A 20,386-nucleotide genomic window follows, 5' to 3' on the forward strand; every position below is an offset into this window, starting at 1 on the left:
GGGGCCGAAGCCCCTTTGATTTATTTCAATAACTTATACACTTTCTTTGTAGAGTTCATCTGCTTTTTCAAAGCGGCCAGTTACTGTCGTATTTGGCGCTTTAGTTAAGAGACTCACTACAATGATGCTGATAAATGCAAGGATAAAGCCTGGGATAATTTCGTAAACACCAGTGTCTGCGAAAAGATTTTTCCAGCCAATCACTACAACTGCACCAACGATCATACCTGCTAAAGCACCTTGTAAATTCATACGTTTCCAGAATAGTGACAAGATGATAAGCGGACCAAATGCAGCACCGAAACCAGCCCATGCATAAGCAACAAGGCCAAGAACCTTGCTATCAGGGTTGCCTGCAAGAAAAATTGCGAGAAGAGCAATGGCAAGAACCATAACACGCCCAACCCATACAAGTTCTTTCTGAGAAGCGTTCTTACGAATGAAGCCTTTGTATAAATCTTCTGTTAATGCACTCGAACATACCAAAAGCTGGCAACTCAATGTACTCATTACAGCAGCTAAAATCGCAGCCAGAATGATACCTACAATCCATGGATTGAATAAGATTTTAGTCAATTCCATAAATACAGTTTCAGGGTTTTTGCTTACAACTGCTGCTAATTCAGGATGTTGCTGGAAGTAGGCAATACCGAAGAAACCAGCACCGACAGCACCAACTAAACACAGGATCATCCAAGTCATGCCAATACGACGAGCAGCAGGAATTGATTTTACAGAGTCAGCAGCCATGAAGCGCACAAGAATATGTGGCTGGCCAAAGTAACCTAAGCCCCATGCCATGGAGGAGAGAACCGCCACAACACTTAAATCTGAAATAATATTAAATGCATGTGGACGAGCAGTTTCAATGAGCGTAACGAAATGAGTCGTGTCGCCAATTGCAAGGTAAGTTACAATTGGTGTTAACAACAGAGCAAAAATCATTAAGCCAGCTTGGAACGTATCTGTCCAGCTAATTGCCAAGAATCCACCAATACAAACATAACTGATGGTCGCGATAGCACTGAGCCAAATAGCCGTGTTGTAAGACATTCCGAATAAATTTTCAAATAGACGGGCACCTGCTACCATGCCTGAAGCACAATAAATTGCAAAGAAAACCAAGATGATAACGGCAGAGAAAATACGAAGTACTTTTTTCTGATCATCAAAACGGCTTGTAAAATAATCTGGCAAAGTCAGTGCATTATTTTGGATTTCAGTATGAACGCGTAATCGACCAGCAACCAGTAGCCAGTTAAGCCAAGCACCGATAATGAGACCAATTGCAATCCACGCTTCAGATAAACCAGAAAGATAAATTGCGCCCGGTAAACCCATGAGCAGCCAACCGCTCATGTCTGATGCGCCTGCGGATAATGCAGTTACGAAACTGCCTAAACTACGACCACCGAGAATATAATCTGAGAAGTCGCTTGTAGCACGGTAGGCAAATAAGCCAATAAGTACCATTGCTACGATGTACACCATAAACATGATGAGGGTGGGATCAAAATAACTCATAATGGATGTGTGTCCTTATATCCATAATCCGTGATTGTAACCTAATCCAGGTCGCTGTTTTCTTGTACGGCATCCAAGAGGTTGAGATTCAACCACAAAAGATTTTTTTTGCACTGTTATTTTTATATTGTACTTTTGTATCATTGTGTAACTTGAAATAAATTGATTTTAGAGATATAAAATTATAATATTAATCATTAACTTATAATTTTTTAATATTTATTTTTTTAAATTTTTTCAGCAAAAAAACGCCATTCTGAAAAAAACTAAATCAATATAGAGTTATAAATAGGCTATTGGTCAAAAAAAATTTATAGAAATTTAGAATAAAGTTAAAAAAATCGACAATTTTTTGTTCAATTAATAATTTTTTTTATGCACGTTGTGCTTATTTAGTGTCTAAAAATAGCAATTAGCTGATTAAATTTTCAAAAAGTTTATGCATTCCTTGAGTTGCTGACATCTTTAATAACTCATATTGGTGAGGAACACGCAGATGATCCGCATTTGGATCTATATAGTAGGCTTTACATTGATTTGAAGTTTCATGAACTAAAGCCGCAACAGGATATACGCTTAATGTCGAGCCGATCACAATAAAAATATCTGCACTTTGTACTAACTGAATTGCTTCTTCATAAGCGGGTACAGCTTCACCGAACCAGACTACATGTGGACGCAGGGGATAGCCATCTGGGCAAAAGTCTTCTTCTAAATCTAGCTTCCAGCCATTAATATCGTAAAACTGTGTTGTAAATTGTGCATTCGGGCCAGAGCTTTTCGCTAAACGAATGTTTCCATGCAAATGTAAAACGTTAGAACTCCCAGCCCGTTCATGTAAATCATCAATATTTTGAGTAATCACTTGTACGTCAAAGTAGTCTTGTAGTTTGGCAATATATTGATGAGCTTCGTTAGGTTCAGCCTCTAAAATATTTTTACGTCGCTCATTATAAAAGCATTGAACTAAAGCAGGATTCTTTTGCCATGCCTCAGGTGTGGCAACTTGTTGGATGTCGTAATTTTCCCATAAGCCATTGCTGTCACGAAAAGTGCTAATTCCACTTTCGGCACTCATGCCAGCGCCAGAGAATACAACAAGCTTTGTCATAGAAGTCACCGATTCGTAAAACTGAATTTGAATAGATTTTGAATAGATAAAGAAAAAACCAGTTTAAGACTAAACTGGTTTTTATTAAATATGAAAAGCTATAGCTATCTTTTATAAGCCAGCTTCATATTCTGCATTTGTTAAAAGTTTTTCAACATCTGCAATGTTGTCTGGTTTGATTTTATAAATCCAGCCTTTTCCATATGGATCGTCATTTACAAAATCAGGATCATCTTCAAGGTCAGTATTTACTTCTACTACAGTGCCTGAAACAGGAGCATGGATGTCAGAAGCAGTTTTTACTGATTCAACCACACCAGCTTGTTCGCCAGCAGTAACTTTACTCCCAACTTCCGGAGTTTCAACGTAAACCAAATCGCCAAGTTCATCTTGTGCATGATCGGTAATCCCTGTAATAACAAGATCACCCTCAATCTTTACCCACTCATGTGTACGTGCATACTTCAGTTCTGAAGGATGATTCATGGTAACTCCTTAAGCTTGTGTCCAATAGTTTTAAACATTATAAGTATGGGTCTTTACGCCAGTTGCTTGGGCTGCGGCCACTCCAGCGTTTAAAAGCACGGCTAAAATTTGCAACGTCCGAATAGCCAAGTTCATCTGCAATTTGCTCAAGACTATAATCTGTACGTGAAAGCAGAGATGTTGCGTGTCGATAGCGTACTTCATCAACTAAAGTTGAAAATGATGTTCCTTCCGCTGCTAATTGGCGCTTTAGTGTGCGGTCTGACATGTGTAGACATTCAGCTACATTTTCAATGCTTAAATAATGTTGTTCAGAATTACTTAAAATATCACGAACTCGCATTGCTAAACGACGGCGCTCACCTAAAGCGGAAAGTTCTGCTTCGCACTGATTAATAGCAACCTGACTTGCGATAGGATCAGCATTAACTAATTTAATTCCTAAGTATTTTTTATCAAAACTTGAAATCAGATGTGGCTGGTTGAAGCGAATTGTGCTGCTTAGTTTATTTCTATACTTTTCAAAGCCTTCTGGTTCAGGAAAGTCCAAATCTACATCACCAGCTAAATCTTCGATACCCGTAATCGCTTTGGCCATACTCATAATACCAATGGTCAAACCTAAAACGATTTCTGTTCTTAGAGGTTCAAGTTCGATGTCACACTGTAATTGTAGGGTAGCTTTTGGCCCAAACGTTGAAAAATAGAGTTGTAAAAAAGGTAGTCGTAGTTGAATAAAGCGTGCTGCAAGGGCAATTGCTTCAGTAATGTCTTTGGCTGTCATAATCGCATAGCCAATAAAGCCATGAATCGAAATACGCATTTGAGTACCAAGATGGTAACCCAACGTGGTTTCACCAGTTAAATTAAGCGCGTGTTTAACTAGTTCGTTTGCTACAGGTGTAGAAATACGATAATCAGGATCGGCCAGTTGCTCACTAGAAAGATGAAATGGAGCAAATAATGTTTCATCGTTATATCCCCAACGTGAAACAACATCTAATAGCAATAAGCCATATACACCCGGAATACCTTGATCTTGACGAGCTGAGGTAATTTTCATATGCGTTCCATTGCTCTCATCAATTTGTCACATGCATTTCTTACACATCTTGTCATGAAATATAATCTGAGTTTATAAAAACTGTTAGACAATCATATCAACCATGTTTTAAACATTCTTTTTAAAGACAACAATTTTTGTTGTTGAAATAAGTAATACGTCGCCATTTTGATTTAAGGCTTGCGTAACGTAACTTACAATACCACGATCTAATTTTGTTTTGGATGGTGTGATCGCTGAAATTTCTGCTTCAACATGAATTTTATCACCTGGTCGAGTAGGGCGTGGCCACCGTAAGCTGGACTCTGAACCAATCAGGCCGCCATGAATCGGCATACATTCCGTCCATAACCGCATAGTAATTGCAGAAGTATGCCAACCGCTAGCAGCAATTCCCTGAAAAATTGGATCGTGCTTAGCTTGTTCTTCATCTATATGGAAGGGTTGAGGGTCATAGGAGCTTGCGAATTTTTTGATTTCATCTAAGGTAATTTCATATTCACGGCTAATGAAACGATCACCAATTTTCAAATCTTCTAAATAAAGCATTAATCTTGACCCTGTAATACTTTTTGTTCAATTAGGAAACCACCTGTTTGACGTTTCCATAACTGTGCGTATATACCATTTTGCGCAATTAACTCTTCATGAGTTCCTTGCTCAGCAATTCGACCTTCATCAAGAACGATTAAACGGTCCATTTGTGCAATAGTAGATAAACGGTGTGCAATTGCAATAACGGTTTTATCAACCATCAGGTCATTTAAACTTGACTGGATTGCTGCTTCAACTTCCGAGTCTAATGCACTAGTTGCTTCATCTAAAATAAGAATAGGAGCATCTTTTAAGAATACACGTGCAATGGCAATACGCTGTCTTTGACCACCAGAAAGTTTAACACCACGTTCACCTACTTGAGCGTTATAACCACTACGTCCTTTTAAATCAACCAATTGCGGAATAAATTCAGCAGCTTTGGCTTTATTTACAGCATTCTCCATGTCTGCATCAGATGCATCAGGGCGACCATATTTAATATTTTCTGCAACTGAGCGATGCAATAAAGACGTATCTTGAGTAACTAAAGCAATATTAGCTCTTAAACTATCTTGAGTTACATCTTCGATGTTTTGACCATCAATTAAAATGGCACCTTGCTTAAGATGGTAAAAATGTAAAAGCAACTGGATCAGCGTAGACTTTCCTGCGCCAGAACGGCCCACGATTCCTATTTTTTCGCCTGCTCTAATATGCAAGTTGAAGTGATCAATCACATTTTTATTGTTATAAGCAAAGCTTACATCTTTAAATACAATCTCACCTTTGGTCACTGCAAGTGGTTTTGCATCTGGTTTGTCTTGAATATTGATTTTTTTACCTAATGTTTGCATACCATCTTGAATGGTTCCAACATTTTCAAATAAGGCTGACATATGCCACATCATAAATTCAGCCATACTATTAAGTTTTAAAATCATTGCAGTAGTTGCTGCGATTACACCTAATGCTGCTAAACCTTGAGTCCATAGCCAAACAGAGGTACCAATTACACCTACAAACAAAACAGCAGACAACATATTAATGCTGACTTCAAAGAGGGTACCTAAACGCATTTGAGCATAGACTGTAGTCATAAACTCTTTCATAGATGCTTTTGCGTATTGGCTTTCACGTCCAGCATGAGCAAATAGTTTTACTGTTTGGATGTTGGTGTATGCATCTGTTACGCGGCCCGTCATGATCGCTCTAGCATCGGCTTGTTGCTGAGAAACTTTACTTAAGCGGGGGATGAAGAACCATGCGCTTAATAAAAAAAGACTTAACCAAACTAAAAGTGGAATAAGTAAAATTGGTGAAATTGCGCCAAGTACAATGCTGACTGTAATGAAGTAAATGCTGACGTATGCCAACATGTCACCCAAAATAATCCAGAACTCACGGATTGCTAATGCTGTTTGCATAACCTTGGCAGAAAGTCGTCCTGCAAAGTCATTATGGAAAAAGTCCAAGCTTTGTTTCAATAAAAGATTATGGAAACGCCAGCGCAAACGCATTGGGAAGGTACTATATAAAATTTGATGTTTGATAATAGATTGAAGATTTACAAAAAAGATGTTGGTAAATAAGACCGCAATCAAAATGAGTAAATCAGTAGCATGCTGACTTAAAAAGCTTTCCGGATGACTTTTACTTAACCAGTCTACGAGTTGTCCAATCTTTGAAAAAAGTAAGGCTTCAAAGCTTGCAGCACCTGCTGTAAAAAGAATAAGTAAGAATAAGTAAGGGCGTAGGCCTTCCGTAGCTTGCCAAACAAATGGAAAAAAACGAGTCGGTAAAGGTTCATCTAAACCTTTAGTTGGGTAGGGATCTACAAGTTTTTCAAACCACTTCAGCATGAATTACTACCTTTGAGACAAAAGCCACTTAATTAAATCTTTGCAATTTAATTTGCAAAAAGTCAGTTAGATCAATATCACTTAGGGTTTCGATCTTGTGAATATATGCAAATACACATGAACTGATAATGTTGTACGTCTTAAATTAATACATGACGCAAAAATGGAGACTCGAAGAAATCTTCAAGAACGTCGCGAGGACTAAAAATATTATTCATTATATCGAGATTAATAGATAAAGGGTGAAGGAATTTATTCTTTAAGTATTTTTTATTAGTATTTTGAACATTTGTTAAATTATTACAGCTACACATATTAGAAAAGGCCTTTAGATTTGGATCATAAAGGCCTAAGTATCGTATTACCACATTAAGTCATCTGGAATAACATATGCTGCATATGGATCTTCCTCATCAGTGGCTTGTTCGTTTTTCTCAGCATTATTAATCAAAATGAAGCCTTGCATTTTTTGATCAATTTTTTCACCTAAAGCTTTTGGAAGATAGGCGTATTGATCTTGATCTTTAGCAATAACTAGGCTACCTGCAACAAGTGCATTATAAACTTGCTGAGATAGATAAACTTTTTTGATTTTATTTTCATCAATAAACTGATAAGCCACATCACCAGCAAAATCAGTAATTTTATGTTGTTTAATCATCTGAATGATTGATGCTTTAAGTGCTTTTTCTTCAAGCTGTTTCTGTTTTTCTAAATTTAAAGCCTGATCTTTAGCTAACTTTTCTTGTTGAGCTTTTTCAATATTTGCTTTGATTTCAGCTTCATTACTTAGCCCAAGACGTTGTTCGTGATGAGCTTGCTTTGTTAATTTTTTTGCTTTTTTATTATCAACTAAACCAGCTTTTAATAGCTGTGCTTGTAAGGCATTTTTAACCATGTCTTAGTCCTTTTGTGAAGTTGAAGTACTATAGAGATAAACTATCCAGTAAGAAATACTTAAGGCTAAGCTTAAAATTGCTGGCAATAAAAATGATTGTAGTTTCAAATATGGATGTACTGAAGCGGCAAGAATTCCACCCAGCAGGAAGCCAGCAAGAATAAGTAAATGTAAAACAATACGTCGATTTTCTACAATTAAGCCTCTAGCTTTATATCCAAGTGCTAAACCAATATCAGTCAGCACACCAGATAGATGAGTAGTGCGAATAATCGTTCCTTTGTAGTGGCTTACCATCGCATTTTGTAACCCCATTGCCGTACAAGCCCATAATAATCCATAGCGTGGAAAATAAGGAAGCAATAGCCAGCAAAGGAAAATGAATAAGGCAACAAGGCTCAAAGGTAAGCCATAACGACGACCTAGTCGAAAATGACTGCTACCTAAAATAAAACCACTATAAAATGAACCGCAAACATAACAAATAATCACCAGAAGTAAAAAAATGATATGTTCTGGTTGCCACTCTACCAAACTCATAGCCAGCATACTAACGTTGCCAGTCATATGTGAAATAGATTGATGCAAAAGAGTAATTAACCCTAATACATTTATCATTCCGGCATTAAATGCCAGCAAAAAGGCTCCAAGTTGGAACCAGTTTGGTAGACGTTGAAATGGCATTTTGTTTAAGACGCTTGCTTAGAGCGAATATCTACAGCTGCGGTAAATAATACATCTGTAGATGAGTTAAGGGCTGTTTCTGTAGAGTCTTGCAATACACTGATAATCATACCAACGGCCACAACTTGCATTGCTACTTCTGATGAAATACCAAATAAACTACAAGCTACTGGAATCAGAAGTAAAGAACCGCCAGCAACACCAGAAGCACCACAAGCTGATACAGTCGCAACAACTGATAAAATAACCATTGTAGCTAAATCAACATGAATGCCAAGCGTATGGACGGTTGCTAATGTAAGTACAGTAATCGTTACTGCCGCACCTGCCATATTTACTGTTGCGCCTAAAGGAATAGACACACTAGCTGTAGACGGGTTAACACCTAAACGCTCTGCTAAATCCAAGTTAACTGGAATGTTTGCTGCTGAGCTTCGTGTGAAGAATGCAGTGATCCCACTTTCTTTTAAACATTTAAAAACTAATGGATATGGATTACCACGGATAGTTAAACCTACTAAAATAGGGTTCACTACGAGGGCAACAAATAACATTGTTCCTAATAACACCACTAATAAGTGTGCATAGCTCTCAAGCGTCGCAAGACCAGCATCAGCAAAGGTCACTGCAACCAATCCAAAAATACCGACTGGTGCAAAAGCAATTACTTTATGAATAATAGCACTTACAGCATGTGAAACATCTTGCATCACTTGTTTTGTGGTATCTGAACTATGGCGCATAGCTAAACCTAGGCCAATTGCCCAAGCTAAAATACCAATAAAGTTAGCTTCACTAATTGCTTGAACAGGGTTCGCAATAAAGCTTAAAAGCAAGTTTTTTAATATATCTGCGAGACTACCAGGCGCTTGTAAATTATTATGAGAAACCGTATTGAGGTAAAGAGTGCTTGGAAAAGATAAACTTGCAATAACAGCACTAAAAGCGGCTAACAACATACCTATAACGTACAGTAGTAAAACTGGGCGTAAATTGGCGCTATGACCCACTTGGAAGTTGGCAATAGAAGAAAGCACCAATACAAAAACTAAAATAGGGGCAACCGACTTTAAGGCTTTAATGAAAAGCTCACCAAATAAACTTAAGTAAGGCGTAACGTTCGGAAATAGTAATGCAACGCCTATCCCTAGAATAATGGCGATAATAATCTTAGTGACTAAGCTTAATCGAGAAAAGAATGCAAGCATATAAAGGCCTTATTAACCTAATCATGGCTAAAGGTTGAACAAGCGGAGTATTTTATACTTAAGTGATGTGAATCTTAAGCTTTTTTATAGCACCTATAAGTATTTATACTTAATGGTAATATTAAATAATTGTTTTTATTGGTCTTAATTTAATATTTTTAATTTTATAGTTGGTGGTTTTGCTTGTTAATTGCTCATTAAAAAACTAGGTATATCAAAAAGCTGTGAAAGCATGGAATAGGCTAAAGAAAATAGGGTGGCAAAAAGTTAAATATGGTTGAGCTTTTTAGAAAAGCTACGCGAATTTTCAAAACTTTGTGCTTGGATTGGACTCTAAGCTTTCAAGCTGAAAAATCGCATATTTCAGGAAGTTACTACTATTATTATAAATTTATAATTTAAAAAATATTATTTACTTGCACAGTACAGCTGATGAAGCGTATTTAAAATTGAATGCATATTGTCATCCTTAATTGAATAAAAAATTTGCTTGCCATCACGACGGGTTGATACAACATCACTTTTGCGTAGCATCATAAGTTGTTGTGAAAGAGTGGGCTGGGTAATTTGGGTTTTCTCTTCAATTTGAGAAACATTTAACTCCTCATAAGCTAAGTGACATAAAATTAATAAACGATCTGTATTAGCCAAAGATTTAAGAATTCCAACGACTGAATCAGCCGCATTTTTCATTTCTTCGATTTGGAGTCCATCTTTCATACTTTATACCTATATCAATATAGCGGGCATAGTATAGATTGATCTTAAAGAAATGAATGTAGCAAAACTAATCAATCCAATTGTTTTTGTTGAAAAGCAATATAAGAGGAATTGATAAATAAGTAGTCTTTCTAATTAAAAACAACTATTTGTATTTCTTTTGTGTCTAAAATGTTGCTTTGTGTTATAAGTGTAATTGTTAAGTATAAGTGAAACGAAGTCAACCTAAAACAATTTCAATTTGCTTTCAATAAATAGTTAAATCTAATTTATCTTGAGACAAATCATAAAAAAGGATTGAGTTTTTATTTTTTAAATATATAATCTGTTTTGTACAGACAGGTCTGTATATTTTGGTTCAGTAAGGTCGAAAAAAACGTCTAATTGTGAACCAAAATGACTTTCAGACGCAGCGTGATACATAAGAAGAATCATTAAATATAAGAAGAAGAATATCACGCTTTATTTTTATGCTGCTCTTTCGAAATCGATTAATTTTTCTACTCGAGTCCAGTAATCATTAATTTTTATTGAACCATGTTCGACTTGAGCCTGTATGGTCATACCTTCCAAAATATTAACGAGTAGTAAAGATAGGGGAACTGGCTCTTTTACATCATACTGGTTAAGAAGATTTTGCATGAGTTGGGTCAACCAAGCTTTATACAAAGTGGCAGGTTGATGTGTTGAAGGATATTGTTTTAAAACCTCTTCCAAGGCTTTTTGAAACATGCAGCCATTAAAATCTTCACTATTAAACCAGTCGGAATACCATAAAAATACTGCTTTAATTCTCGCAAGAGGGTCTAACTCATCATGTTTTGATAAGGCAGAAGTAAGAGAGTTTTGTAGAAGCGTATTTCGAAGAAGTAGACACTCTTCAATTAATTTTTCTTTTGATGGAAAATGCTTATAGAAAGTCATTTTTGCAACGCCAGATTCATTAATGATGCGATCTACACCTATTGAATTATAGCTATACGAGTTAAAAAGTCTTAATGCGGTGTTAATAATGTCATCTTTTTTCGACATATTTTAGCCTCTCACAAATGAATTGCTATTAGCTTGAACGGTGATCTTTATCAATGAGAATCTAGATAATTTAATTTTACAAGGTATTGTTTGTTATTGATAGAAAAAAGATATTATTTTTTTAAACGCTGAAGTTTTACTTTTAAGGGAAAGGTAAAGGGTTCTAGGCTATATATTTAAATAATTATACTTCCTTTTTCAAAATCTTTTAACTTCAATATTTTTGCGATAAGTCGCTTTAAAATTTAAAAAGGAAATTAATAAACAAAAAACAAATCTATTTTTGAGTTTGTCGGCCAATTTAAAAGTGGACTTCCCGTTGCTTTGAAAAGTCCACTTTTATTAAGTTTCTTACTCTGAAGGTGGCAAAAGCATCAAAATAGATTCATTGAGTAAGTAAGCAACATTTTCAAGGATTTCAAGCTCATTAAATTCGCTATCGAAAGCTAAGCTTTCTCCATCAGCAATAGCTTTTAATTTTGGTGCGAAAGTTTCAGCTATACATAGCGCTTCGCCATTTCCCCAGAAGTTTAGAATTCCGTTATTTTCTGTATAAAGTAGGCGAGAGGCAGGTTCTAATAGAACTTCATAACCTTCATGTAAGATCTCTTGAAGATCATCGGCTTCGATCTCATCAGGTTCTGGAATATTATCTGGATATTTAGGTTCGCTCATATAAGACATGATTGCTGCATCAAGTGCTGCAGAGTCTTGCAACTGAGCTAAAACTAATTCTTTTAGATAACTTAGTTCAGTTGAGCTAATTTCACCAATTTGACTCATTTGTGTGCGTGCGATATCTACAACAGGATTTTGAAGTAAAGTATTGGCTGAAAATTGATCACTAATACGTTCCATCATTCCTGCAACGTTTGGCATGCGAAAGCCAAATGAGAAAGTTAAGCAGTCATCTTCAGCAACCCCATAATGTGCCATTCCAGGAGGAACATAGAGTAAATCACCTGGTACTAAAACCTCATCAAATTGCACATCTATTTCTGGCAAAAGTCTTAATGGTTGATTGGGTACAAATGCAGTATTTGCATCGCACCTTTGACCTAGCTGCCAGCGACGATGACCATGACCCTGAACTAAAAACACATCATAGAAATCGAAATGTTTCCCAACTGAACCACCCTTAGGCGCATAAGACACCATAATGTCATCGCGGCGCCATTGAGGAATAAAAGGAAATTTTTTCCAAAGTTCAGAAAGATCAAAAGAGTAGTGATCTACTGCCTGTACTAAAATTGACCATAATTTTGGTAGCTTTTGAAAATCACCTTTGGTTAAAGGTGAAGACTTTACGTGCCATTCATTTGGATTTTTATCTTTTTGGCGAATCAGTCTGGCACTTGCATGTTCTTCCAAGGCAAGTTCTTGCACATCCTGAGGTTGTAAAAGACCTATAATTTCTGGTAATCCGTTACGCACCAGTAAAGGTTTTTTCTGCCAATACTCTGCTAAAAATTGCTCGGCAGTAATACCGCCTAAAACTGTTAAAGGTTCTGTCATGGAAATAACCTATTTATAAAATATCTAGAATTAAGGAATTTGTAGATCAAGTTGCCTTAAAATATGGCAAAGTTGAATCATAGGAAGACCCATAAGTGTGGTCTGATCTAGGCCTATCATTTTTTCAAACAAGCTAATTCCTAAACTTTCACACTTAAAGCTACCTGCGCAATGTAGTGGTTGATCTAATAAAACGTATCGTTCAATTTCAGCTTGATACAGGTTTCGAAATTTAACTTGATAATGTTCAACGAGCGTTTGTTCAAAGTTTCTATCGAGCCATTGCACGCTAAGCGCTGTACTAAAAAAAACAGTTCGACCAGAATTTTCGGCTAGTTGTGCTTTAGCATTTTCACTAGTCATCGGTTTGCCAATAAAGTCATGCGGAGCATGTTCTCGCCAAGCAACTTGATCTGAACCAATAACGATGGCTGATGGGTTCTGTTCAGCAATCACCTGAGCTTTTGTGAAAGCGAGCCTTTTTGCAAGTTCATCGGCATGGGTTTCATCGCGAGGACTTTCATCAATATCGGGACTAATACAAATATAATTAATTCCAAGACGGTCCATTAAGTCTTTGCGAGTTTGACTACTCGAAGCCAAAATAATTTGTGGCTGAACCATTACACTGCAAATTCCATTAATACATGTAAAGGTACATAGCTTAATACAGCTTGATGACATGCATGTATTTTAATAGGAGGCGCTTCACCAGCTTGATAAGCCTCTACCCAGCGAGTTACGCAGATACACCAGAAATCACCCGGTTTTAAGCCAGGGAAGCCTACTTCTGGTAAAGGAGTAATAAGATCATTACCAATTTTTTGAGAAAAATTTAAGAAATCAGAGGTCATTTGTGCACATACGGTGTGCTGACCAAGGTCTGTTACTGCTGTGTGGCAGAAACCATTTCTAAAATAGCCCGTAATAGGGTCAAAGCAACAACTTGCTAAAGGTTCCCCTAAAACATTTAAGCGATTGATTTGTGGATCTGGATGAATAGACATAATGGGTGAAATATCAAATAACTACCTCTATCATAATCAAAACTGGGGCTTTCTACAGCTTTTATGCAAAAAAACTAACCTTTTTTGATGTAATCATTTAAAATTGGCGCGTTTTTAAAATCATAAAGAGAGCTTTACATGAATTTTCAGCGTATGACTGACCTTAACTTAACAGGCAAACGTGTCCTTATTCGTGAAGATTTAAACGTTCCTGTCAAAAATGGTGTGATTACTAGCGATGCTCGCTTACGTGCAGCATTACCAACTATTAAAGCTGCTTTAGATAAAGGCGCAGCAGTGATGGTATGTTCACATCTAGGTCGTCCTGTTGAAGGTGAACCAAAGCCAGAACAATCACTTGCACCAGTCGCTGCTTATTTAACAGAAGTATTAGGCCAAGAAGTTAAATTATTAACAGATTATCTAGAAGGCGTTGAAGTTGAAGCTGGTCAAGTTGTATTGCTTGAAAATGTACGCTTTAACCATGGCGAAAAGAAAAATAATCCAGAGCTCGCTCAAAAATATGCTGCACTATGTGACGTATTTGTTATGGATGCATTTGGTACTGCTCATCGTGCAGAAGCATCTACTGAAGGTGTAGCTCGTTTCGCTCCAGTTGCTGCTGCTGGTCCTTTGTTGGCTGCTGAGTTAGATGCACTAGGCCGTGCAATGCAAACTCCTGAAAAACCAATGGTTGCAATTGTTGCTGGTTCTAAAGTTTCAACTAAACTCGATGTTTTAAACTCACTTTCTAGTATCTGTGATCAACTGATCGTTGGTGGCGGTATTGCAAATACATTCTTAGCAGCTGCTGGCTTTAACGTTGGTAAATCATTATATGAAGCTGACTTGGTTGAAACTGCTAAACAAATTGCTGCTAAAGTAAGTGTTCCACTCCCTACAGATGTTGTAGTTGCTGATGCATCGCAAATTAATTTTGAAGATTTCTTAGGTTCTTTAGCAGCAGCTCAAGCTGTTGTGAAGAAAGTAGAAGATGTGACTGCAAATGATATGATTTTAGACGTTGGTCCAGAAACAGCTAAAGCATTTGCTGATATTTTAACAACATCAAAAACGATCCTTTGGAATGGTCCAGTAGGCGTATTTGAAGTAGATCAATTTGGTGAAGGTACCAAAGCACTTTCTCTTGCGGTTGCTCAATCGGAAGGATTCTCGATTGCTGGTGGTGGAGATACATTAGCTGCGATTGATAAATATAACGTAGCTGATCAAATTGGTTATATTTCTACAGGTGGTGGCGCATTCCTTGAGTTTGTTGAAGGAAAAACATTGCCAGCAGTTGCTGCTTTGCTTGAACGTGCTTAATACTGTTATATAGAAATAAGAAGGGATTGGGTAACCAATCCCTTTTTCATTGATAAGTCATTAAACTGTCATATATCTGCAATAAAATGTCGAGCATTAAATCACCAACTGTGGAAAATAGTGATGAATTTAAAGCTTACATTTGCTGCTGTGTTAATTGTACCGATGATGTTGACTGCTTGTGCTAAGAAAGATGAAGCATCTCAAGCGGGGCAAGAATCAGCTGCATCTACTGCTGTTTCTGAAAAAGTAACGCCTGAGCAACAAGCAGCAATTGATGCGATTGATAAGCCAGTTCTAGATGAAAAGAATACAGATGTGGTTGAAGGTAGTGCGCCAAGTGAGGCTGCTGCTTCAGAAACACATTAATTTGTTGTTTTTTGTTAAAAAATCCCTGCAAATGCAGGGATTTTTTTTGAAATACTGTGATTTGTTGCTGAATTGAAATAAATGACAGGGTAGAATAAGCCGCACTACCTGGGAGGATATTATGGCACTCATTTCAATGCGCCAGCTCTTGGATCACGCTGCTGAACATAACTACGGCGTACCAGCATTTAACGTAAATAACTTAGAACAAATGCGTGCAATTATGCTTGCCGCGGATGCAACCAATTCACCTGTAATTGTTCAAGCATCAGCTGGAGCTCGCAAATATGCAGGCGCTCCATTCTTACGCCATCTTATTTTGGCTGCAATTGAAGAATGGCCGCATATTCCAGTGGTAATGCATCAAGACCATGGAACAAGCCCTGATATCTGTCAGCGTTCAATTCAGCTTGGCTTTAGTTCCGTAATGATGGACGGTTCATTAGGTACAGATGGTAAAACACCTACTTCTTACGAATACAACGTTGATGTAACTCGTAATGTTGTTGCTTTAGCACATGCATGTGGTGTTTCTGTCGAAGGTGAGATTGGCTGTTTAGGTAGCCTTGAAACTGGTATGGCTGGCGAAGAAGACGGTGTTGGTGCTGAAGGTGTACTTGACCACTCACAACTTCTTACTTCTGTTGAAGAAGCGACTCAGTTTGTTGCCGACACTAATGTAGATGCATTGGCGATTGCTGTAGGTACTTCACATGGTGCTTACAAGTTCACTCGTCCACCTACAGGTGATATCTTAGCAATTGACCGCATTAAAGAAATTCATGCGGCATTACCAAATACTCATCTTGTTATGCATGGTTCAAGTTCTGTGCCGCAAGAGTGGTTGAAAGTAATCAATGAGTTTGGTGGTGATATTAAAGAGACTTATGGTGTACCTGTTGAGCAGCTTGTAGAAGCAATTAAACATGGTGTGCGTAAGATCAATATCGATACAGACTTACGTTTAGCATCTACTGGTGCAATTCGTCAGTTTATGGCTGAAAACCCAGCTGAATTCGATCCACGTAAATACTTTGCTAAAACTGTAGATTCAATGAAGCAAATTTGTATTGATCGTTATGAAGCGTTTGGTACAGCTGGAAATGCTGACAAGATTCGTCCGATTTCTTTAGAGAAAATGGTTGATCGCTATAAATAATTCCCGTCAGGGTTTAATTTATAGAAACCGGTTATTTATATAACCGGTTTTTTATTACATACATTTCATTCATAAAAAAACCTGTGATAAACACAGGTTTTGATGGAGAGAAAAAGACTTACTTTTGTAAGTTCTTTTTGTCTAGACTTGGATCTTTGATTTCTACATATGCATTTGCACGTACTTCACGTAACCAGCTATCAATCTCAGTGTTAAATTGGCGTTCACCTAAAATTTGACGTGCCATACGCTCTTGATATTCATGCGTCATATCTTTTTCACGTTTATCTGTTACTTGTAAGATATGCCAGCCGAATTGAGTTTGGAAAGGTTCGCTAATTTCACCTACAGGAATTTCCTGCATTTTTTTATCAAATTCAGGAACCATCATTCCAGGTGTTACCCAACCCAAACTTCCACCATCACGTGCTGAGCCTGTGTCATTTGAATAGGTTGCTGCAAGTGTTGCAAAATCTTGACCAGCTTTTAAGCGTTTATAGATGTTATCAATAATTTGCTTAGCATTCTCAAGAGTGACTACTTCAGATGGTTGAATGAGAATGTGGCGGGTTTGAAATTGAGGTACTAAAGCTTTTTGCTCATTTTGTTTACGTTCAAGAAGCTTTAAAACATGTACACCATCACGTACTGAAACTAAGTCAGTCGTTTGACCATCTTGTAATGGAGTAATACGAGCTGCAAGTTCAGCAGGAATATCAGACAGTGGGCGGAAACCCATATCAGCACCTTCAACTTTTACATTTGCAGTTGAAAGTTTTTTCAAAGCATTTATATCATTACTTTGCGCAAGCTTTGAACGAACTTCTTGAGCTACAGATTGAACTTCTTGTGCATTGTCACCAGAAATGCGCATATGAATTACATGTGCTTGGTTACCTAACGCAGCTTGTCCCTGAGGTGATTTTAAGAAGTTTTCTACATCTTGATCACTAATTTTAATGCGAGACATCACTTGTTGTTGGCGCAAACGGCTAATCGCTAAATCCTCAGCGATTCGGCCACGTAAACTTTCATAAGTTCCGGGTGCCATAGCATCCAACTTTTGCTGGAAAGCTTCTAAACTTTTACTTCCAGATTGACTTGCTACTTTTAAGACTGCTTCATTTAAGCTTTTTTCATCAGGTTTGATGCCATATTTTTTAACTTGTTCAAGTTGTGCCTCACGCAAGATGAGTTGATCTAATACTTGAAACTGTAAGTATTGCTGAGGTGGCACTTCTTTCTTTTGAGCTTGCAGTTCATGAGCTGCTTCAGCCATACCTTGTTGAAGATCGCTTTTTAAAATTACGCTATTGTCCACAATTGCCACAACTTCATCAGCGGGTTGGGCAAAACTATGCATTGATGAAGAGATTAGGGCAGCAAGTGTAGTTGCTTTAAAAAACTGTTTAAGATGCTTTGTCTTCATTAACGTTGTGTCCAAGATTGATTAATTTTGTTAAAACCTAAAACGCGATTTTCAAGTAAAGACGCGAGTTTATTGTTTAAACCACCTAAACCTTTTAATGTAATTTCGGCCATGATCGCGCGCTTTTCACTAACATCTGGAGATTTTGGATCGTCTAGATCGTTATAGTATGAACGGCCATAGACAGAAATACCCCAGCAACATGACTCATAGTTAACTCCTAACAAGAGTTCACGGGCAACATCATTGTCCATGTCATATTGTACGTGGCCCATAATACGCCAATTGTCTTTAATTGGTTGTATAAACGATGCAACCACTTGGTCATAAGTGTCTTGACGACCAGGAATGTCTTTACGATAGAAATAGCCTAAGTTATATAGATTTCCTTTATCACCTGTATAGTAAAGCTGGAAGTCACGTTGAGCATTGTCACCATTCGACATCCAAGCTGAGTTGGCAGCAATGGTAAAGTTTTGATTAAGTTGGCTAGATAGGCTAACAACAGGACCAGTGTTACGCTCGGTGTCAAATTCGTCTTGACCTTGTTTTAAAGTGACACGTCGATCTTCAAAATAGTAACTTTGGCCTACGCTTGCACGTAAACGTTCTAAACCTACTGTGTCAAAGAGGCTATAACTCACACCCAATGATAAAAAGTTGTTGTCTTCAAGGCGGTCATGACCATAAAAACGGTAAGGGTTAAATAATTGATCATAACTTACTGATGCGGTGGTTGAGTCAAAGTTAGGATAACCATCTTGATTTTTGTATGGAGCGTAAGCGTAGAAAGCACGTGGCGTAAGTGTTTGTAAGTACTTACCATCACGTTCAAAGTTCAGTCCAGTGTCTAACGTGAATTGAGGTACAACGACTGATTTATTTTCGGAACCACCATCTAGATTTTGAGATGCGATACTGTCCTTATCATAGAACGTTTGAATAGAACGTACAGAGACTTCAGGAATCACAAAAGCTGCGGGTGTACGGTAGTTATAACGTGTTGCGAACTGGTTATAAATACGTGTACCACTACTTTCTTGAGCAGAATCATCATTAATTGATTTCTTAAAGTAAGCAGTGTCGTTATTAAATTCGTATTGTAGTCCTAGTGGATTACCAGTGACGTAATTTAATAAGAATTGTGGTAAACGTGCATATGGTTTGTCTGCATCCTTAACTAGAGGATCAAGTGTCTGAAAATCTTCGACCTTAAGCTGTGCTTTTAAACCCGGAATACCATGTTGATAATTAAGTTCCCAAGCTCTACGTAAGTTAAGATCTGTTTTAGAGTTAGGACTGCTATCTAAGTCAGAGAAGTAATCTTTATCTGATGCATAGTTATATTCGAGGTTAGTAGACCACTGGTCGTTGATATCCCAATTATGTAAAAAATGGAAATCTTTACGATCTTTGTCATCATAACCTTTGTCAGATGGCAAGATGCCACCCCACATTTCCCCAGCACCAAAGCCATCAGTTAAATATCTAAATTCACCTTTTAGCATTGCACCGCGGTCTGCTAAATATCGCGGAGTAAGTGTCAAATCATAGTTAGGTGCAAGGTTTAGATAAACCGGAACAGAAAGCTCAACACCGCCATCGTTTGAGAAACCAAATTGTGGGTTGAGGATACCTGTAGTACGGCGGTCATCAATCGGGAAGTTAAAATAGGGAACAGCTAGAACAGGAACGTCCTTAACATATAATTTTGTTCCACGAGTTACGCCGCGTCCAGTTTCCTGATTTAACTCAATTTTATTGGCTTGGATTTTCCAACTAGGTTTTTGGCCTGGTGGGCAAGTCGTATAGGTTGCATCATTAAGAACCATAACGTTTGGTGAGGTTCTTTCGATTTTTCCTGCATGACCATGGGCATGTTGCTGTTCAGAAATATAAAAACTATTGTCTAAATTCCCGGTTTGGGTTTTTAGGTTGTAATTAATTTCATCACTCTGTGAAAGTAACCCGCCTTGAGCTAACTGTACTCGACCTTGTGCATGCGCAAAGGTTTGGGTCTTATCAATCGTTACTTTGTCAGCACGAACTGTGCGTCCTTCCTGATCAATAACGACATCACCTTCTAAAACAGAATCACCCGCTGGGTTGTAATGTCCGTAGTTAGCAGTAACGACAGAAGTCGCTTTGTCGGCATCTAAAGCTTTGGTCTCAGGGTTAATCGGTGTAACCCATGTGCCTTGGCAAAATGCCGAGCTTAAATATTTATTGTCACGAAGCTGAGCTTCAGGTGCAGATTTATCAACATAATATTGTTGAAAGAATTCTTGACCTGGGTAAGCTTCCTTGATGCTCGCTTTAAGTTGATTATTGTCTATATTGGAGACAACATCAGTTGACTCAGCATAACTTGATTGTATGGAGCCACATAAGAGCGTAAAAATAGCTGTCGCTAAAGGATTAAATTTAAACTGATGCTTCATTGTCTCATTAACCAAGTA

19 protein-coding genes are annotated in these 20,386 nt (G+C 37.5%); 3 read left to right on the forward strand and 16 right to left on the reverse strand.

The features are described 5' to 3' along the window. Positions 1 to 33 precede the first annotated feature (33 nt). The 14 genes from putP to WBW42_RS10515 all read right to left on the reverse strand — a co-directional run bounded on the left by putP (position 34) and on the right by WBW42_RS10515 (position 13,644). Entirely contained in the window at positions 34 to 1,524 is a 1,491-nt protein-coding gene (putP, locus tag WBW42_RS10450; RefSeq protein WP_032057034.1) for a sodium/proline symporter PutP, read from the reverse strand. A gap of 412 nt (positions 1,525 to 1,936) precedes the next feature. Beyond that, positions 1,937 to 2,644 (reverse strand): SIR2 family NAD-dependent protein deacylase, encoded by a 708-nt coding sequence (locus WBW42_RS10455; RefSeq protein WP_080776868.1) that lies wholly within the window; start codon positions 2,642 to 2,644, stop codon positions 1,937 to 1,939. 102 nt (positions 2,645 to 2,746) lie between these two features. Beyond that, positions 2,747 to 3,121, reverse strand: a complete 375-nt coding sequence (gene gcvH / locus WBW42_RS10460; RefSeq protein ID WP_005069578.1) for a glycine cleavage system protein GcvH — start codon at positions 3,119 to 3,121, stop codon at positions 2,747 to 2,749. 37 nt (positions 3,122 to 3,158) lie between these two features. Next, positions 3,159 to 4,184, reverse strand: coding sequence for an AraC family transcriptional regulator (locus tag WBW42_RS10465; protein WP_032057032.1), 1,026 nt, complete (start codon positions 4,182 to 4,184; stop codon positions 3,159 to 3,161). A 108-nt stretch (positions 4,185 to 4,292) separates the two neighbouring features. Continuing rightward, positions 4,293 to 4,733, reverse strand: coding sequence for a MaoC family dehydratase (locus WBW42_RS10470; RefSeq protein WP_002121358.1), 441 nt, complete (start codon positions 4,731 to 4,733; stop codon positions 4,293 to 4,295). Continuing rightward, positions 4,733 to 6,580 (reverse strand): ABC transporter ATP-binding protein, encoded by a 1,848-nt coding sequence (locus WBW42_RS10475; RefSeq protein WP_002121372.1) that lies wholly within the window; start codon positions 6,578 to 6,580, stop codon positions 4,733 to 4,735. The genes WBW42_RS10470 and WBW42_RS10475 overlap by 1 nt, the downstream gene beginning before the upstream one ends. 361 nt (positions 6,581 to 6,941) lie before the next feature. Then, positions 6,942 to 7,478, reverse strand: coding sequence for a DUF2058 domain-containing protein (locus tag WBW42_RS10480; protein WP_002121466.1), 537 nt, complete (start codon positions 7,476 to 7,478; stop codon positions 6,942 to 6,944). Between the two features lie 3 nt (positions 7,479 to 7,481). After that, complete coding sequence (locus WBW42_RS10485; protein ID WP_002121399.1) at positions 7,482 to 8,162, reverse strand: YoaK family protein; 681 nt, start codon at positions 8,160 to 8,162, stop codon at positions 7,482 to 7,484. A 5-nt stretch (positions 8,163 to 8,167) separates the two neighbouring features. Then, positions 8,168 to 9,370: a serine/threonine transporter SstT gene (gene sstT / locus WBW42_RS10490; protein ID WP_002121409.1), complete on the reverse strand. Its 1,203-nt coding sequence runs from the start codon at positions 9,368 to 9,370 to the stop codon at positions 8,168 to 8,170. Positions 9,371 to 9,778: 408 nt separating this feature from the next. After that, the gene (locus WBW42_RS10495; RefSeq protein WP_002121379.1) at positions 9,779 to 10,090 is read right to left on the reverse strand and encodes an ArsR/SmtB family transcription factor; all 312 of its coding nucleotides are present in this window, start codon (positions 10,088 to 10,090) and stop codon (positions 9,779 to 9,781) included. 468 nt (positions 10,091 to 10,558) lie between these two features. Continuing rightward, complete coding sequence (locus tag WBW42_RS10500) at positions 10,559 to 11,122, reverse strand: TetR/AcrR family transcriptional regulator (RefSeq protein WP_002121343.1); 564 nt, start codon at positions 11,120 to 11,122, stop codon at positions 10,559 to 10,561. Between the two features lie 351 nt (positions 11,123 to 11,473). Further along, positions 11,474 to 12,637, reverse strand: coding sequence for a ribosomal protein uL16 3-hydroxylase (locus WBW42_RS10505; RefSeq protein ID WP_284105523.1), 1,164 nt, complete (start codon positions 12,635 to 12,637; stop codon positions 11,474 to 11,476). Positions 12,638 to 12,667: 30 nt separating this feature from the next. Continuing rightward, entirely contained in the window at positions 12,668 to 13,261 is a 594-nt protein-coding gene (locus WBW42_RS10510) for a Maf family protein (protein ID WP_032057030.1), read from the reverse strand. Then, positions 13,261 to 13,644, reverse strand: coding sequence for a DUF2237 family protein (locus tag WBW42_RS10515; protein ID WP_032057029.1), 384 nt, complete (start codon positions 13,642 to 13,644; stop codon positions 13,261 to 13,263). Before WBW42_RS10515 ends, WBW42_RS10510 begins: the two co-directional genes overlap by 1 nt. A gap of 138 nt (positions 13,645 to 13,782) precedes the next feature. Here WBW42_RS10515 and WBW42_RS10520 point away from each other — a divergent pair, with 138 nt between their 5' ends. The 3 genes from WBW42_RS10520 (at position 13,783) to fba (ending at position 16,498) form a co-directional block, all read left to right on the forward strand. Further along, positions 13,783 to 14,970, forward strand: coding sequence for a phosphoglycerate kinase (locus WBW42_RS10520; RefSeq protein WP_017386816.1), 1,188 nt, complete (start codon positions 13,783 to 13,785; stop codon positions 14,968 to 14,970). Between the two features lie 123 nt (positions 14,971 to 15,093). Further along, positions 15,094 to 15,339 (forward strand): hypothetical protein, encoded by a 246-nt coding sequence (locus WBW42_RS10525; protein WP_004642615.1) that lies wholly within the window; start codon positions 15,094 to 15,096, stop codon positions 15,337 to 15,339. A gap of 121 nt (positions 15,340 to 15,460) precedes the next feature. Further along, on the forward strand, positions 15,461 to 16,498 hold the full coding sequence (fba, locus tag WBW42_RS10530) for a class II fructose-bisphosphate aldolase (RefSeq protein ID WP_002121428.1): 1,038 nt from the start codon (positions 15,461 to 15,463) through the stop codon (positions 16,496 to 16,498). A gap of 118 nt (positions 16,499 to 16,616) precedes the next feature. On the opposite strand, the gene WBW42_RS10535 is transcribed toward fba, so the two are convergent. Then, on the reverse strand, positions 16,617 to 17,927 hold the full coding sequence (locus tag WBW42_RS10535) for a peptidylprolyl isomerase (protein ID WP_005069560.1): 1,311 nt from the start codon (positions 17,925 to 17,927) through the stop codon (positions 16,617 to 16,619). Further along, positions 17,927 to 20,368: an LPS-assembly protein LptD gene (locus WBW42_RS10540; protein WP_032057025.1), complete on the reverse strand. Its 2,442-nt coding sequence runs from the start codon at positions 20,366 to 20,368 to the stop codon at positions 17,927 to 17,929. The genes WBW42_RS10535 and WBW42_RS10540 overlap by 1 nt, the downstream gene beginning before the upstream one ends. Positions 20,369 to 20,386 lie beyond the last annotated feature (18 nt).

The sequence above is a fragment of the Acinetobacter sp. LT1 genome (genome assembly GCF_059800965.1).